Source organism: Arthrobacter sp. 135MFCol5.1 (assembly GCF_000374865.1).
Classification (GTDB): domain Bacteria; phylum Actinomycetota; class Actinomycetes; order Actinomycetales; family Micrococcaceae; genus Arthrobacter.
Map to the genome: position 1 here is coordinate 1 of NZ_KB895462.1, position 15478 is coordinate 15478.

Below are 15478 nucleotides of genomic sequence, written 5' to 3' on the forward strand. Positions count from 1 at the left end.
TGAACTGCTCCCCGAAAGTTGGACTGAAAATTCAGTTTCGACTTCCGGGGAGCAGTTTTGCGTTCAAGTAGTTCTTTGTCAGCCGATCAGCGCGCAACGGCTGTAGCGTGGTTTGAGAAGGGCCTTGCTTACACGGCGACCGCCACCATGCTCGGTGTGTCTCGTGACTCTCGTGGGCCTGTTAAGAGGCTGTATCGGCGGTGGAGGATCCATGGTCAAGGTGCGCTGGTGACGAAGCCTGCTCAGTCGTACACGTTCGAATTCAAGCTCGCCCTGGTGCAACGGTTCCTCGCGGGTGAGACTGCACCGGCCTTGGCTGAAGAGGCCGGCTTATCTTCGGCCCTGCTACTCAAGTCGTGGGTGCGTACCTACCGTCGTGAAGGCGTGGACGCCTTACGCCCCAAGCCCAAGGGCAGACCCCGGAAGCCTGACTCCCCACCGCCTGCCGAAGTATCCGAGCTAGAACGGCTACGGCGGGAGAACGAACGCCTGCGGGCCCAAGTCGCGTATCTGGGAAAATTGCGAGCCTTGAGGGCTCCAAAACAAAGGTGAAGGTCCAGGCCCTCATCGCCCTCAAGGCTGACTTCCCGCTGCCGCTTCTTCTTCAGGTCTCGGGCCTGGCACGATCCACGTTTTTCTACCACCAGGCGCGCCTTCAAGCCGCTGACCCGCAAGAGGAACTCAAGGCGTCCATCAGCGACATCTTTAAGAAGAACCATGGGCGGTACGGGCACCGGCGGGTGCACAGTGAACTGCTCAATCTTGGCTGGACGGTTGCCAAAAAGACCGTGCTGAAGTTGATGCGGACACTCGGCCTGCTCTGCAAGGTGCGGCGCAGGAAACGCTACAACTCATACCAAGGCGAGGCGGGCATGATCGCGCCGAACCTCCTGAACAGGAAGTTCGATGCCACTGCCCCAAACCAGAAGTGGGTCACGGACGTGACCGAGTTCAGCGTTGGAGACCGTAAGCTCTACCTCTCGCCTGTCATGGACCTCTTCGACCGGCAAATCATCTCCCACAGCATCAGCACATCCCCGAACCTGGATCTGACTAACAACTCGTTGCGTGGCGCCTTTGAACGCCTGGAGCCTGGGCAGCAGCCGCTCGTGCATTCCGACCAGGGGTTCCAGTACCAGCACATCTCGTGGCGCACTCTCTTGGGGCAGGCCGGTGCGGTCCAATCCATGTCCCGCAAAGCCAACTGCTACGACAACGCGGTGATGGAAAACTTCTTTGGGCACCTCAAGGAGGAACTCTTCCACCGTGTCCGCTTCCTCAGTACCGACGCACTCACCACGGCGCTGAACGAATACATCCACTGGTACAACACCGAAAGAATCTCCACCACGCTCAAAGGGAGGAGCCCGGTTCAGTACCGGGCTCAGATGCTTGCGTCATAGGTCCACTCGCAGCCATCGCTGACCCGACACTGACAGAATCGCTAAGCCCTGCAAACGCTTAGCCTGCTCTGGCTACTCTCTCCGACAGTGAGACCTTGCGTCACGGCTTCGGAGGGAGGAGGATCGCACCAGTGTCAGGATAGAGGCCTTCTGGGGAGGGGCACATGGATATTCCGCACGTCCGCGTTGCGCTGGTTACTGCTAGATGAACAGGTCAAAGCTCGTCCTCGGTCTTGCAGGACTGGTTACAACACTGAGCGGCCTTGGGCTGGTCTCGTGCTCATTAGTCGATACGACACCATCAAATGCCCCTGAGGTCTCCACTGATCAACAAGCGCAGGTGTGGCTTTGTGGCGAGGTCATCAGCAGAGGACGAGCAGTTCCCTCCATCCACCATGCCGAGCTCCCGGGCACCAAGCCTGTGGAGCACACCAGCATGTCGGGGAATGTCTATCTCCTGTTGACTGACGACTGCCGAAAGGGCACGGACTTTTCCGTAACTCCCTCGGAATCTGCAGCTGTTATTCAACAGGTCAATGACTCGTCGGGCGCTGCGGTGCTCGTGGTGCTAAAGCCTCTCGCTAAGGATTTCGACGTCAACTTTGGGGCCTCCACAGGTCGTCCCAGAACTGCCCTGGTCCGCCTCAGCGGTGATGACTCTGCCTGAGTCACGGCGGGCATGACTTTGACGACGAAGAAGTCCCCGTCCCGAGTGGGACGGGGACTTCCGTGAAAAGCCGACACTAGCCGCTAACGTGGAGTTCGCACATTTACGAGTCCAACTTTCGGGGACCAGTTCAATGCGCGCTGCCGGGGCTTTGGCGTTAACGCCTTGGTATAGGGTTTAAGCCATGATTCCTGCCGTTGTGCCCTGTATTGACCGCGCCCTCTGGGACGAATATGTCGACCGGTTCCAGGGCCACCCGCAGCAGCTGTGGGGCTGGGGAGAGACCAAGGCGATGCACGGCTGGTCCGTGGACCGGGTCCTCGTCAAGGCCGGTGACGAAACCATTGGCTGTGCCCAGCTCCTGGTCCGGAAGCTGCCTGCACCCTTCCGAGCCCTGGTCTACATCCCGCGCGGTCCGATGTGCACCGTGGAGAATGCGCAGGAGGTGCTCAACCGGCTGGCCGAGCACGCAGCCCTTCGGCACCGCGGCGTTGCCCTCAGCATCGAACCCGACTGGGACCGCGGCTCTGCCTTCGCCGGTGCCGTCGCCGCGGCCGGCTTCCGGGAATCGGCAAACACCGTCCTGATCCCCAGGACATTGATCCTGGACCTTACCCGGTCAGACGATGAACTGATGGCGGAGATGTCCAAGTCAACGCGGGCCAACATCCGCAAGGCGATGCGCAGCGACGTGGAATTCCGCAAGGTCAAGAACGACTCCGAGCTGGAGCAGGTGCTTGCGATCTACCACGACACGGCGGAACGTGCCGGGTTCGGCATCCACGAGGACCAGTACTATCGCGACATCTTCCGGAACCTGGGGGACGCCTCGCCCATCGTCGCAGCCTTCGACGGCGAACAGATGCTTGCGTTCACGTGGCTTTCCCGCAGCGGCACCACCGCGTTCGAACTTTATGGCGGCGTGTCCGCCGAGGGCCAGAAGCAGCGCGTGAACTACGGGGTCAAGTGGGCGGCATTGCAGTTGATGCGGGAAGACGGCTGCAGCCGGTATGACTTCAACGGCCTCCTCAACGACGGCATCTCCGACTTCAAGAAGCAGTTCGCCAAGCATGAGGACATGCTCCTGGGGACCTGGGAAAAGCCGTTGTCGCCGTTCTACCCCGCGTACTCCACAGCCATGCCGCTGGCCCGCAAAGGCCTCCAGGCGGCCCGCCGGCTGGTCAAGGGCGCGGCGGGCCGGGCGAAGGGGCTGATGAAGCGGCGCTAGAGTCCGGTAGTCACGGCGAAGGCCAGGGCAGGCTCGCTGCTGCCTGCTGCCCGGTGGACGTTGACCGGGGCCTCGGCAGCGGCCACGAACGCGCTGGAACCGCGGGACAGCTCCAGGTCGCCCTTGGGTGAGTCCAGGTAGACGGCACCGGCCACCACTATGACCACGGCGGCGCCGGACTGGGCCAACGGGACGGGGCCGGAGTCCGGGCCCAACTCGATGCGCTGAAGCTGAAACTCTCCGAACGGCGGCCGGTACACCTCCTGGTCCATCATGGTCCTCCCGGCGTGCAGCATCGGAACGGCCACCGGGTGGAAGTCGATGGTCTTCAGGAGCTCCGGCACATCGATGTGCTTGGGGGTCAGGCCGCCGCGCAGGACGTTGTCCGAGGACGCCATGACCTCCACGCCGAGGCCATGGAGGTACGCGTGGACGTTTCCTGCCGGCAGGTAGACGGCCTCGCCGGGCTGCAGGGAGATCCTGTTCAACAGCAGCGAGATCAGGACTCCGGGATCGCCGGGGTACTTCTCATTGAGGCTGATGACGGTTCCGAGCTCGGCCTCGTACGGCGCCAGGGGAGCTCCTGAAAGCAATGCTGCCACCACCAGGGCCGTAGCCTCGGCCGCGGCCTGCCCGCCGGTGATGAGCCGTTCGAATGCATCGTGCAGGCCGGCGCCTTCATCTTCCGCGGAGAGGTCGGACAAGAGGTCCTGCACCAGGACAGGGCACTCATCCGGTGACGGGAAGGTCCCGGCAACGTGGTCCAGGATCTTCCGGGTCTCGGCCGCCGGGCGGAACCCGCACAACGCCTCGAACGGCGTGAGGGCGAAGATCATTTCCGGCTTGTGGTTGTCGTCCTTGTAGTTCCGGTTGGCGGCATGGGGGTCGAGCCCTGCATCCTTTTCCCGCGCGAACCCGGCCCTTGCCTGCTCCAGGCTCGGATGGACCTGGAGGGACAGCGGCTGGGCTGCTGCCAGGATCTTGGCCAGGAAAGGCAGCCGCGGGCCAAATGCGGCCACTGATTCCGCACCGAGGAAATGCTCAGGGTCGGTGGCGATCAGGTCGTCGAGCGGGCGTCGTCCGCCGTCCTCGGAAATGTGGGCCACCGACGGCGAATCAGGGTGCGCGCCGATCCACAGTTCGGCCTCGGGCCGCCCGGATTCGGGGCGGCCGAGCAGCGAGGCGATCGCCGTCGTCGAGCCCCATGCGTAATCCCGAAGGACGTTCTCGATCTCGTACAAGGATGTTCCGTTTCCCTAGGTGTGATGGGACGGCTACAGTGCGGCGCACTGGCCGTTGGTGGCCACGAGGTTGCGGATGGCCTGCTCGTTGCCCTGGCGCTTGAAATCGTCCAGCATCTGCTCCGTGATCGGCTCGCCGTCGGGGGTGGTGGTCACCGGTGTGAAGTCCGACGGCGCCGTGGACTCCTGCGGCAGTCCTCCGGTCATGGCCCGGGAAAGCCCGGCCGGTCCTGCCGCCTGGACGTGCCCGGCACCGGCTGCCGGTGCGTTGATCGTGTCGTCGGACGCCCCTGTTGCCTGGGCTCCTGACGCCGACGCCAGCAGCTGGTCCACACGGTCGTGGATCTGGTCGAAATCGGGGTTGGTGGAGAATGCGGGGTCGAAGTCCGGCGGCCCGATGGTGAGCCGCTTGACCTCCTTGCCCTTGGCCTTGATGGCCAGGTCCACAAAACTGCCCAGCTGGGTGGAGGAAATGTTGGACTCCACAACCTTGGTGCCGGCGTTGGCAATGTCCTCGAATTTGGACAGCAGGGTGGCCGGGTCCAGCTGCTTGAGCATGGCCTGCTGCACGCACTGTTGGCGGGCGATGCGGGCGTAGTCGTCCACGAACTCGCGTGAGCGCCCGTACCAGAGGGCGTGGTAGCCGTCCAGGGTGTTGTCGCCGGCCGGTATCCAGCCCAAGGGCATGCCGTGGATACCGTTGGCTTCATCGATGGTTTCACCGCTGATGGGCACCCAGCCGCCCGCCTTGATCCTGATGCCGCCCATGGCATCGATCAACTTGGAAAAGCCGTCCATGTCCACCAGGACGTAAGCCTGGATGTCCATGCCAAGCGTGCCGGATACTGCCTCCAGGGTGGCCTGCGCCCCAGGGTCCGCCACGCCCGGGTAGAGATTGGCGTGCTCGTTGGTGACCTCGGTGTTGATGGCGTTGATCAGGCATTCGTCCCCGCAGTCGTAGCCGTCGGGGTAGATGGCGCGCATGGGCGAGTTTGCGCTGAATTGGGCGTTCTGGAAGTTCCGGGGGATGGAAATGATGGCTGTCTGGCCGGTCTTGGCGTCAACGCTCAGCACGGAAAGGCTGTCGGGGCGGCGACCGGTGCGGTCGTCTCCGGCGTCGCCGCCCATCATCAGGAAGTTGTACCTGCCGTCCACTGGCTCAATGGCGGGCCCGGACGAGAAAATGCTGCCGATCGCATTACGGCCCACGTTCAGAAGGTAGGCGGCGTAGCCCAGGGACCCGCTGCCAAGGACCAAGGCCAGCACCAGGGCGATCCCGACGGCGGGGCGGGCCGGCGGTGCCAGCAGGACCGGGCGGATGATTCGCAGGGTGTTGACGAACAGCAGGGCCCAGCCAACAGCCAGGGCCGTCAGCAGGATCACCAGGACCAGTGACGTGACGGGGTTGGTGAACACGTTGATCACCAGCGTCCGGTCCAGCATTAGGAGGACCACTGCCAGGACCAGGAGTGCCCAGACGCAGAGCGTGGTGCGCAGCGCGATCCTGCCCAGCTTCCGGTCGCCGGCCACGAGCTGGGCGCTCCCCGGTACCAGCAGCGTCAGGAGGACCAACACGAAGGCCCGTTTGGTGCGGACTGCCGGGGAAGCGCCGGCCGGGTAACGGACCGGATCAGTCAAAATCGCTCCGGTGCCCGGCTGCTGCGTGCTGCTGGCCATTCCCGCCGCCCTAACGGCTGCCCCGAAGTGAGCCGGACACGTCAGGGAAGACTTCGCTGACTTTCTGCCGCAGGTTGGCGCCCTTGCGCGAGGCGACGGCGTTGAGGTCGGCAGCGAAATCCAGGAGGTCGGCGCGCAGTGACGCAGCGAGTTCGTCCGTACCGGAGGCAAGCATCCGCACGGCCAGGAGGCCCGCGTTGCGTGCACCGCCGATGGATACCGTTGCCACCGGCACACCCGCGGGCATCTGGACGATGGACAGCAGGGAGTCCATGCCGTCAAGGGTCTTGAGCGGGACGGGGACGCCGATGACCGGCAGGGGAGTAACGCTGGCCAGCATGCCCGGCAGGTGCGCGGCGCCGCCGGCCCCGGCGATGATGACGCGCAGCCCCCGCTCGTGAGCCGTCTGGCCGTAGCGGATCATCTCGGTCGGCATCCGGTGGGCGGAGACGACGTCAGCTTCGAACGGGATGCCGAATTCGGCGAGGGCCTCGGCCGCCGCCTCCATGACGGGCCAGTCCGAGTCGGAGCCCATGACCAGGCCCACCAGGGGGCTGGCACCGGGACCGGCGGCTGGGGTGGCTTCGGCGCTCATGCGTTCTCCTCGAAGATAGGGGATGGTTCCTCGGCGCCGGCACGTCCATCACGGATGATGGCCGCCACCGCCGTTGCCCGGCGCCTGACCGAGTCAACGTCCGTCGTCGAACTTCCCACCAGGTTGACATGGCCGATCTTACGTCCGGGCCGCACGGATTTGCCGTAGCAATGGACCTTGGCGGCCGGCTCGCTGGCCAGGGCCATCGGGTAGGCGGAGAAGAGGTCCTGGTTTTCCCCGCCCAGGAAATTCTTCATCACGGTGACGGGGGCCAATGCGTCGGTGGCGCCGAGTGGAAGGTTGAGGACGGCGCGCAGATGCTGTTCGAACTGGCTGGTGATGGAGCCATCCTGGGTCCAGTGGCCGGTGTTGTGTGGCCTCATGGCCAGTTCGTTGACCAGGAAGCCGGCGCCCGAGCCCGGCGTCTCGAAAAGTTCAACAGCGAGGACGCCGGTGACGTTGAGCTCCGCTGCGATACGCAATGCGGCGTCCTCGGCGGCTGCGGCCACCTCCAGCGGGATGTCCAGCGCGGGTGCGATCACCTCGTCACAGACACCATCCACCTGGATGGTGTGGACCACCGGCCAGGCCCGGGCTTCGCCATCAGGTGTCCGCGCCACCAGGGCGGACAGTTCGCGGGTGAACTCCACCTTCGCTTCGGCCAGCAAGGGGCTCATGGCGTCGAACCATTCGGCGGCGCCGGCAGCTTCCTCTGCGGAGGCAATAATCCGGACGCCCTTGCCGTCGTAGCCTCCGCGCGGCATCTTCAGTACCACGGGCCAGCCCGTTTCCTCGCCGAAGCTGACCAGGTCTGCGACATTGGCCACTGACGCCCAGGCGGGGTTGGGCAGTTCCAACCGGTCGATGGCTGCGCGCATGACCAGTTTGTCCTGTGCATGGACCAAGGCGTCCGGTCCGGGCTGGACATTGACCCCCGCTTCCTGGAGCGCCCTGAGGTGCGCCGTGGGCACGTGCTCGTGGTCAAACGTCATCACGTCCAGGCCCCGGGAAAATTCCAGGAGGGTCTGCAGGTCCTTGTAATCGCCCACCGGCGTGGCCGGTACGGCAGAGACCGCGGAAACGTCCTCGCCTTCGGCGAGGACACGGAGTTCGAAGCCGAGTGCTGTAGCGGCAGGGGCCATCATTCGCGCAAGCTGGCCGCCGCCAACTACACCTATTACTGGAAAAGTCACGTATGCCAGCCTACCGAAGACGCACCGTATCGCGCTTTTACGGCCCGGCGGGAGCGTGACATTTTCTGCTGCGGGCCGGCAGCGGGGGCAGTCCGGGGCCAGTCCAAAGCTTTGGGGGCTAAAATGGGTCCTTGGCCGAGTGGCCCACAGTTCGGACGGCCATGGAGGGTCATGTTTAGCGCACTTGCAGATCGTATCCGGGGGCTTGCCTCGCTCTTCTGGCGGGAAGTGGCCAAATTCGGGGCCGTGGGCGGTGTGGCATTCGTCATCGACAACGGGCTGACGTACTACCTGATGCACGGCCCGATGTCGGACAGCGAAGCGAAGGCGCGCTTCGTGGGCGCCACCGTGGCCACGGTCTTCTCGTGGATCGCAAACCGTTTTTGGACTTTCCGGCACCGGCGCCAGGCCAATGTTCTTCGCGAGTTCGTCATGTTCGTCATCATCAATGGCATCGGGATCGGGATCTCCACCGGATTCACCGCGCTGGCCAAGTACGGGATGGGTATCGACGACAAGAACCTGCTCTTCCTGGCAGGGGTCGCGGGCATCCTCGTCGCCACTGTTGTCCGGTTCTTCGCGTACCGCTTCCTGGTGTTCAACCAGGAGCTGGACCAGGAGCCGGAGTTCTCGCACGACCACGAACTCATCGAAGCGCACCCGCACCGGGAGTCCGCGCGCGCCGAACGTCCCGCTTCCGCCCCTGTCGACGGTGGCCCGAAGGCCTAGGACCCGCGCCTGCTAGCTGCCGTGGATGCGTTCGTCGGCCAGCAGTTTGTCCGTGAGTTCAACATCCGGGTGGGTCAGGACCACGGAGCCGCCGTGCTGCCAGGCGCCCAGCGCGTTGGACAGCGCTGACTCGAGGCCGTTGCCCGCTGGAATGTGGAGGCGGACGCCCTCCCCATGGGATGCACCAAAGTCCGTGAGCAGGTCCTTGTGCTCCACCGGGCGCCCGTCGCCCGTCACGAGCGCGCGGGCTGAGGGATCAGGATCCGTGTGCGGCATGAACACGTCCGCGTGGGACCGTACCTCTGCCGCGTAGTCGATGCAGCCACCCGGAAGTTCCCCTGGCCAGCGCATGGCGAGGGCGGGCAGCGCGACGGCGATCACGGCGCCGTGCCCGATTGTCGCCTCACCAGGGGCGGCTGTCACCGTAAAGTCCACCGGTCCGCCGTCGAACACTGCTTCCAGGCCAAGCTGCCAGCCGGCCAGCGCCCAGACCAAGGCCTTCCAGTGCGCCGGCAGCGCAAGTCCGAGGCGCATGCCCGGCTCCGCGTCGAGCTCGTCCTGAAGCAGGTTGCTGGTCTTGGCCACCCAGTTGTCCAGGACCCGGCCCGACAATTCAACCCGTTCCGAATCCGGCCCGTACCAGGTCAGGCGCGGTGCCGTGGAGTTGCCGGAACGGAGGTTGCCCATCAGGGTGATGGCGGGGATCGATGTCATGGCTTCATCCTGCCATCCTGGCATCCCCTGGTCACCAGCAGCTGGACGCTGCGTCCCCAGTCCGCCGGCAGGAGTGATGTTTATCACGTGGCCTACTAAGGGTGCTTGCTATTTTGGCACTTAGCGGGTATTTTCCCCGTCGTGGCGCTGTTTTTGCGGCTTTCACGGCCGGAATATGCTGCTTCCGGCCCGCGCCACGCCGAAGCCGGCAAAAAACCCGGGCGTGGCGTGCGCAAAGTTCTTAGGTTTCACTGTCTATTATCCCGGCTACGGCTTGACTCACCCTAGTTACACGCGTGTAATTAGGTATCTAAAGCAATTGCGTAAATACCGGCACACAACCGAGTGTCCACGTATCAAGGCAGTGGCTGCAACGTCAGGAGGGTCGCCGTGGGGCAAGCAGAGCGTATCCAGGAAGATGCCGTCGTAGCCGGCCAGGCAACGGCAAAGTACCGTGCGCGGGGGGTGCCAAGCGATTGGTACGTTGACCCCGCCGATCCTGATGCTGCGGAACGGTACAAAAGGAACTCCGGCAGTGTCCTCGAGGATCAGGCCACGGCGTTCCTCGCGGCGCACGAGGCCCTGCTGGACGGCGCGGAACCGGAGGACGACCTGGATCCGCCCATGGAGTTGGCCGCCGGCGGAAGCGTGCAACCGGTGTGGATCGGACTGCCGCTCCAACAGGACTTCGATGACGAAGGCGAACTGGGCTGGCAGACTGACGCTTTGTGCGCCCAGACTGACCCGGAGGCGTTCTTCCCGGAAAAGGGCGGTTCCACCCGCGACGCCAAGAAGGTGTGCGGCGCCTGCAACGTACGGTCGCAATGCCTGGAGTACGCGCTGGCCAACGACGAACGGTTCGGCATCTGGGGAGGCCTTTCCGAGCGTGAGCGCCGGCGGCTTAGGAAGCGAGCGATCTAATTCTTCAGGATGTCCATGTCACTGCCGTTGTGGTCGCCCACAACGGCAGTGCCTATCTGCCCACAACCCTGTCAGCCCTGGCTGGCCAGACCCGGCCTGTCGACCGTGCCATCGGCGTTGATGCCGGTTCTGCCGACGACTCCCACAGCCTGCTTCGGGAATCCCTGGGCGACGCCAGCGTCCTGGCCTACCCCCGGACCAAGGGCGGTATGGGTGCGGCCATCTCCGCAGGCCTCGCCGGTTTGGTTCCTAAAGCCGGGTCGGGCGGCGACAGGACGGAATGGATCTGGCTGCTGCACGACGACGCGGCCCCGGCCCCGGATGCCCTCGCTGAACTCCTCGGCGCCGTGGAGCGTGCGCCTTCCGTGACCGTGGCCGGCTGCAAGCAGCTCGACTGGCACTCGCCGCGCCGGCTGATCGACGTCGGGCTTTCCACCAGCCGGTGGGCTGAGCGGCTCACCCTGATCGACGCCGATGAGCTGGACCAAGGCCAGTACGACGGCCGCACCGACACTTTCGCCGTCAATTCCGCGGGCATGCTGGTCCGCCGGGACGTTTGGGAGCAACTGGGCGGTTTCGATCCCGCCCTGCCTGGCAGCGGCGACGACGTTGACTTCTGCTGGCGGAACCGGCTGGCCGGCCACCGCGTCGTGGTAGTCCCCGCGGCCCGCATGTTCCACGTCGCGCACCGGCCCCACGCGTTGGGCAACCCCGCAGCAGCCCGCAAGGCACAGGTACACCTGCGGCTCAAGCACAGCCCCCTCTGGATGGTGCCGGTCCACGGCCTTGGAGCGTTGCTGGGCAGCCTCTTCAAACTAGTCCTGAGCATCGTGGTCAAGGATCCCGGCCACGGCATTTCACAGCTCCTGGCCACCTGTGCGGCCCTGGGCCGTCCACGGTCGGTGGCAAAAGCCCGAAGGGCGGCCAAACGGACCCGGCGGATCCGACGCTCGGTGATCCGCAAGCTGCAAACACCACGCCGTGAAGTGTGGAGCCACCGCCGGTCCCTGATGGAGGCGCTGGGATCGGACGGATCCGGCGCTGACCACCTGGTGCAGGATCCGCTCGCCCACCAGCCCACCGGTGACGCCGCTGATGACTTCGCCGCCCTCGCCACCGCCAAGAGGGGATGGGTGGGCAACGGCGCCCTCGCTGCCGTCATCATTGCGTCAATCGCCTCGCTCCTCGCCCTCACCGGATTGTTCCGGGCCAATGCCATCACCGGCGGCGGCCTGATCCCGGTATCGGCGGGTTTGGGCGACATCTGGCACAACGCCTCCGGCTGGTGGATCAGCCTGGGAGCCGGACTTCCCGGCCATGGCGACCCCTTTGACTATGTGCTGTGGATTATCGGTGTCCTGGGTGGCGGCGATGCCAACCCGGCCATGGCGTGGCTCCTCCTCCTGGGCGCCCCGCTCTCCGGCCTTACCGCCTGGTTTGCGGCAGGCGGCCTGACGGCCCGGCGCCGGCTCCGGCTCGCAGCCGCCATTTTCTGGGCGGCTGCCCCGGCACTGCAGGTTGCCCTCAACCAAGGCCGCGCCGGCGCACTCATAGCGCACATGATGATTCCGCTGGTGGTCCTGGGCCTGCTGCGGGCTACTGGTTCAGCCGTGGGCCATGGCAGCTTCAGCCTGGAATCCCCCGCTGATGCACGTCCGGCCGACCAAGCGCCTGCCAAACCCGGCGTCAACGGCATGCCATCCTGGACTGCCTCCGCCGCAGCCGGCCTGGCGCTGGCCGTCACGACGGCCTCCGCCCCTTCCCTGCTTGTCCCGGCCGTTGTGCTCATAGTCCTCTGCGGCGTCCTGTTGGGCCGGCGGGGGAGGACCGTGTGGTGGGCCCTGCTGCCCAGTGCGGCCCTGTTCGTGCCGTTCGGCCTTTCCACCATCGACCGGCCGCGCGCACTCCTGGCCGACCCCGGACTCCCGCTTGGCTTCGATGCCGCGCCTCTGTGGCAGCAAATTATCGGACAGCCCCTGGCGTTTGACCCTGCGGGCGGGCTGCAGGGGCTTGGACTGTTCTCCGGCGGACCGGTGCCGTGGGCGCTGCTGATGGCACTCCTGATCTCGGTCCCGGTCGTGGCCCTGGCCATCGTTGGCCTCTTCGTCGCGGGACGCCCGGTCCGGGCCGTTCGCTGGTTCTGGATCGTGGCACTGGTGTCACTGGCCAGCGGATGGCTGACCAGCCACGTGGCCACGGGCATCAACGCCGAGTCCCTGGTAACCCCCTTCCCGGGACCGGCGGTTTCGGCTGCCTCCTTCGCCCTGCTGTCCGCGGCAATCCTGGGCGCCGGCCAGGTCATGTCTGCCGTTGACCGCAGATCCGCTGCCGGGTCCAAGGCCACCACTGCGGCACGCGCCGGGCTGGCAGTGGGCCTGGTGATGCTTCTGGCCGGACCTTTGGCCGGGATGGCTGCGTGGTCCGCCCAAAACCTCCTGCGTCCGGCCGCCGCCCCCGCGCCTGCAGCACCGGCCGGCACTCCCGGCCCATCCGGCTCCGGGACCGACCGAGCACTGGGCTCCGCCCGGCTGGTGGAGGCCGCGAACGCACGGTCCCTGCCTGCTACGGCGATCGACCGCGGTACCGGACCCGAACAGACCCGCACCCTGATCATCAGCACCAATGAGGACGGCACCTATAAGGCTTCCCTGATGCGGGGGGCCGGTACCACCCTGGACAACCTCTCGGCCATTGCCTCCGCCCGCACCATCATCGGCGCCCCGGGCGCGGAAGAGGTCCGCGACGACGACGACGTCACCGGCTCCGTCCGCCGTGTCGTCGCCACGCTGGTTGCCGGCCAGGGAGTGGATCCCCGTGCCGACCTCGAACAACTGGGCGTCGGCTTCGTGGTGCTGCGGGCCGCAGACACGGCAGCCCAACTGACGGCCAGCCGCATGGATGCCGTACCCGGCCTGGTGGCAGTGGGTCAGACGGACGTCGGCTGGCTCTGGCGCATCAGCCCATCGAACCAGGCGGTCCTGCAGGCCGCGGACGTCGCCCACCGCGTCCGTATCGTGGATCCGCGCGGTGCCACCACAACCTCCGTCCCCTCCAACAAGGACGGCGTTGACGCTGCCGTCCCAACCGGTCCGGAGGGCCGTCTGGTGGTGCTTGCCGAGCGGGCGGACCCGGGCTGGAGCGCCTGGCTCGACGGCCGCAAGCTGACCTCCACCACGTCCGGCTGGGCCCAGGCCTTCACCCTTCCGGCCTCGGCCGGCCAGCTCACGGTCCGCTACGACAACCCGTGGGCTTTCTGGGCCGCTGCAGGCCAAATCACGGTGATCGGCCTGACCGTCATCCTCGCTGTCCCGATGCCGACGCAACGGCCGCGGACCGGCCTCTCACGCGACGAGGGCTCCCTGCGTAAGGAACACCAAAATGCATGAGCACACCCCGCCGGCGGATTCCGGGGCTCCCGCGCCGGTCCAGGCACCGGCTCCAGTCCAAAGCGAAAACGGTGGTAACGCCAAACGGACCGGCCGCGGTTCCACCCGGGTGCCTCGCGTCAGCGGGCGGGCAGCGGCGGTAGCCGGAGCAGCCGCAGGGGTGCTCATCCTCGCGGGTGGTGGAGCCGTAGTGGCTGCGGGGTCGCTGGTGCAGGGGCCGGCATCGAGCCGTGTCCTTCCGGTGGTGCGGGCAGCTGTTCCGGCAGGAGCCAGTGTTGGCGTGTGCCCGGGCCCGGCGAGGCTGCTGGAGGGTACGGGCACAGGCACCGACGCCCAGTTCCGGCCGGAGTCGGCCACCGCCGCAACCAAGGTCACCGCGGCCGTGCTGGGCGCCGGCGGCGTTCTGCCTGCGAGCCGCCTGACCCGCCTGGACGGGACGGCCGTCGTTGAGATCGCCAAGGACGCCGGGAAGCCTCCGGCGGCCGGCGCACCACAGGAGCTCCTCGCCGGAGTGGTGGCGGACCGGGCCGCAGACCAGGTCAACGTCCTCAGCGCCAACGCCGTGGCCAACCAGAACGCGTCCGCGGCCGGTGCCATGAAATACACCGCCACCGACGGCGACTTGCAGGGGAGTGCGGCAGCCACCTGCGGACAACCTTCCAACGACCAGTGGCTGGGAGGTGCCAGCACCACAGTGGGCCGCACTTCCGTCCTGGCATTGACCAACGCTTCCAGCACCCCTGCCACGGTAAGCCTGGAACTGTACGGTGGCGCAGGGCAGATCCAGGCGCCGGGCAGCCGAGGCCTGCTGGTGGCTCCCGGCACCACCCGCAGCGTCGTCCTTGCCGGCCTGGCCCCCAACGTTCCCCAGCTCAGCGTGCGCGTACGCAGCGCCGGCGGACCCGTGGCCGCCTCGATCCAGCAAAGCGTCCTGCGCGGCCTGACCCCGGGCGGCGTGGACTTCATTGCGCCCGGGGCGGCACCGGCCGTCCGCCAGGTCGTGCCAGGAGTGGATATCCAGGATCCGGCCGGGCTTGCCGCGCTGACGTCCCGCAACGGTTACGGGGATGCCGCCCCGGCGCTCCAACTGACGGTTCCGGGCGCTTCGGACGCCGTGGTGGAGATCAAGCTGTATGGACGGGACGGCCAAACCGCGCTCCCAGCCGGCGGAGTGGTCACCGCCAAGGCCGGCTCCGTCACGGAAGTGTCCCTGGCCGGGGTTCCGGCGGGCCAGTACACCATTGCCGCCTCATCGGACGTTTCCTTCGTGGCGGCCGCCCGAATGAGCCGCGGCCTTCAAGCCGGGCAACCCTCGGATGTGGCATGGGCGGGATCCGCCGTGCGGCTGGGCAGCCAGCATGTTGTTCCCGTCCCCAAGGGCGGCTTGCGCCAGCTGGTGTTCGGGGCCCTGGACACGCGGGCCACCATTACCTACGCGCCAATCACCGCCGATGGCAAGGTCAGGCCGGCCGCCACCGCGGACATCGCCGGCGGAACCACCGCCACCATTACCGTTCCGGACCAGGCTGACGGTGCCGACGTCGTCGGGTATGTGGTGTCGGCGTCGGGGGATGCCGCCTACGGTTCCGTGCTGTTGGGCCAGGACGGTCGCAACGACGTCTCAACCCTGGCTTTCCTGCCGGCTGCCGCCGGACAGGAAAGCGTCCCGGTTACCCTGGGCTACTAGGATTCCTGACAGCCGGCACGCCCGGTCAAAACCCGGG

The 15478-nt window shown here is 66.4% G+C and carries 12 protein-coding genes; 7 read left to right on the forward strand and 5 right to left on the reverse strand.

Features of this window, described 5'->3' with window-relative positions; genetic code table 11:
* Positions 1-147: 147 nt before the first annotated feature.
* The 3 genes from C563_RS23050 (at position 148) to C563_RS0115205 (ending at position 3298) form a co-directional block, all read left to right on the forward strand.
* The gene (locus C563_RS23050) at positions 148-552 is read left to right on the forward strand and encodes a helix-turn-helix domain-containing protein (protein ID WP_442852938.1); all 405 of its coding nucleotides are present in this window, start codon (positions 148-150) and stop codon (positions 550-552) included.
* On the forward strand, positions 549-1403 hold the full coding sequence (locus tag C563_RS22640; protein WP_018761876.1) for an IS3 family transposase: 855 nt from the start codon (positions 549-551) through the stop codon (positions 1401-1403). The genes C563_RS23050 and C563_RS22640 overlap by 4 nt, the downstream gene beginning before the upstream one ends.
* An 851-nt stretch (positions 1404-2254) precedes the next feature.
* Entirely contained in the window at positions 2255-3298 is a 1044-nt protein-coding gene (locus C563_RS0115205) for a lipid II:glycine glycyltransferase FemX (RefSeq protein WP_018762927.1), read from the forward strand.
* On the opposite strand, the gene manA is transcribed toward C563_RS0115205, so the two are convergent.
* Genes manA through C563_RS0115225 form a run of 4 tightly spaced genes read right to left on the reverse strand, consistent with a single transcriptional unit; the run spans position 3295 to position 8004 of the window.
* Positions 3295-4539 carry a mannose-6-phosphate isomerase, class I gene (gene manA / locus C563_RS0115210; protein ID WP_018762928.1) on the reverse strand — a complete coding sequence of 415 codons (1245 nt, stop codon included), beginning with the start codon at positions 4537-4539 and terminating at the stop codon, positions 3295-3297. The genes C563_RS0115205 and manA overlap by 4 nt on opposite strands.
* 33 nt (positions 4540-4572) lie before the next feature.
* Positions 4573-6216: an LCP family protein gene (locus C563_RS0115215; RefSeq protein ID WP_018762929.1), complete on the reverse strand. Its 1644-nt coding sequence runs from the start codon at positions 6214-6216 to the stop codon at positions 4573-4575.
* A gap of 10 nt (positions 6217-6226) precedes the next feature.
* The gene (gene purE, locus C563_RS0115220; protein ID WP_018762930.1) at positions 6227-6811 is read right to left on the reverse strand and encodes a 5-(carboxyamino)imidazole ribonucleotide mutase; all 585 of its coding nucleotides are present in this window, start codon (positions 6809-6811) and stop codon (positions 6227-6229) included.
* Positions 6808-8004, reverse strand: coding sequence for a 5-(carboxyamino)imidazole ribonucleotide synthase (locus C563_RS0115225; protein WP_081624193.1), 1197 nt, complete (start codon positions 8002-8004; stop codon positions 6808-6810). Before C563_RS0115225 ends, purE begins: the two co-directional genes overlap by 4 nt.
* 171 nt (positions 8005-8175) lie before the next feature.
* Between C563_RS0115225 and C563_RS0115230 the strand changes: the two genes are divergently transcribed.
* Positions 8176-8733, forward strand: coding sequence for a GtrA family protein (locus C563_RS0115230; protein ID WP_018762932.1), 558 nt, complete (start codon positions 8176-8178; stop codon positions 8731-8733).
* A gap of 12 nt (positions 8734-8745) precedes the next feature.
* Here the strand turns inward: C563_RS0115230 and C563_RS0115235 are convergent, their stop codons facing one another.
* Positions 8746-9447: a TIGR03089 family protein gene (locus C563_RS0115235; RefSeq protein ID WP_018762933.1), complete on the reverse strand. Its 702-nt coding sequence runs from the start codon at positions 9445-9447 to the stop codon at positions 8746-8748.
* Between the two features lie 390 nt (positions 9448-9837).
* On the opposite strand from C563_RS0115235, the gene C563_RS22260 reads away from it, so the two are divergent.
* From C563_RS22260 to C563_RS0115250, 3 genes are read left to right on the forward strand one after another with little or no spacing between them, the layout of a single operon-like run.
* The gene (locus C563_RS22260; RefSeq protein ID WP_018762934.1) at positions 9838-10368 is read left to right on the forward strand and encodes a WhiB family transcriptional regulator; all 531 of its coding nucleotides are present in this window, start codon (positions 9838-9840) and stop codon (positions 10366-10368) included.
* 29 nt (positions 10369-10397) lie between these two features.
* A complete protein-coding gene (locus C563_RS0115245; RefSeq protein ID WP_018762935.1) occupies positions 10398-13754 on the forward strand; it encodes a glycosyltransferase in 3357 nt (1118 codons plus the stop codon).
* On the forward strand, positions 13747-15441 hold the full coding sequence (locus tag C563_RS0115250) for a DUF5719 family protein (RefSeq protein ID WP_018762936.1): 1695 nt from the start codon (positions 13747-13749) through the stop codon (positions 15439-15441). Before C563_RS0115245 ends, C563_RS0115250 begins: the two co-directional genes overlap by 8 nt.
* Positions 15442-15478: the final 37 nt, after the last annotated feature.

Coding starts and splice junctions, on each gene's coding strand:
- C563_RS23050 (WP_442852938.1), top strand. CDS start 148: ATGCTCGGTGTGTCTCGTGACTCTCGTGGGCCTGTTAAGAGGCTGTAT.
- C563_RS0115205 (WP_018762927.1), top strand. CDS start 2,255: ATGATTCCTGCCGTTGTGCCCTGTATTGACCGCGCCCTCTGGGACGAA.
- C563_RS0115215 (WP_018762929.1), bottom strand. CDS start 6,216: ATGGCCAGCAGCACGCAGCAGCCGGGCACCGGAGCGATTTTGACTGAT.
- purE (WP_018762930.1), bottom strand. CDS start 6,811: ATGAGCGCCGAAGCCACCCCAGCCGCCGGTCCCGGTGCCAGCCCCCTG.
- C563_RS0115230 (WP_018762932.1), top strand. CDS start 8,176: ATGTTTAGCGCACTTGCAGATCGTATCCGGGGGCTTGCCTCGCTCTTC.
- C563_RS0115235 (WP_018762933.1), bottom strand. CDS start 9,447: ATGACATCGATCCCCGCCATCACCCTGATGGGCAACCTCCGTTCCGGC.
- C563_RS0115250 (WP_018762936.1), top strand. CDS start 13,747: ATGCATGAGCACACCCCGCCGGCGGATTCCGGGGCTCCCGCGCCGGTC.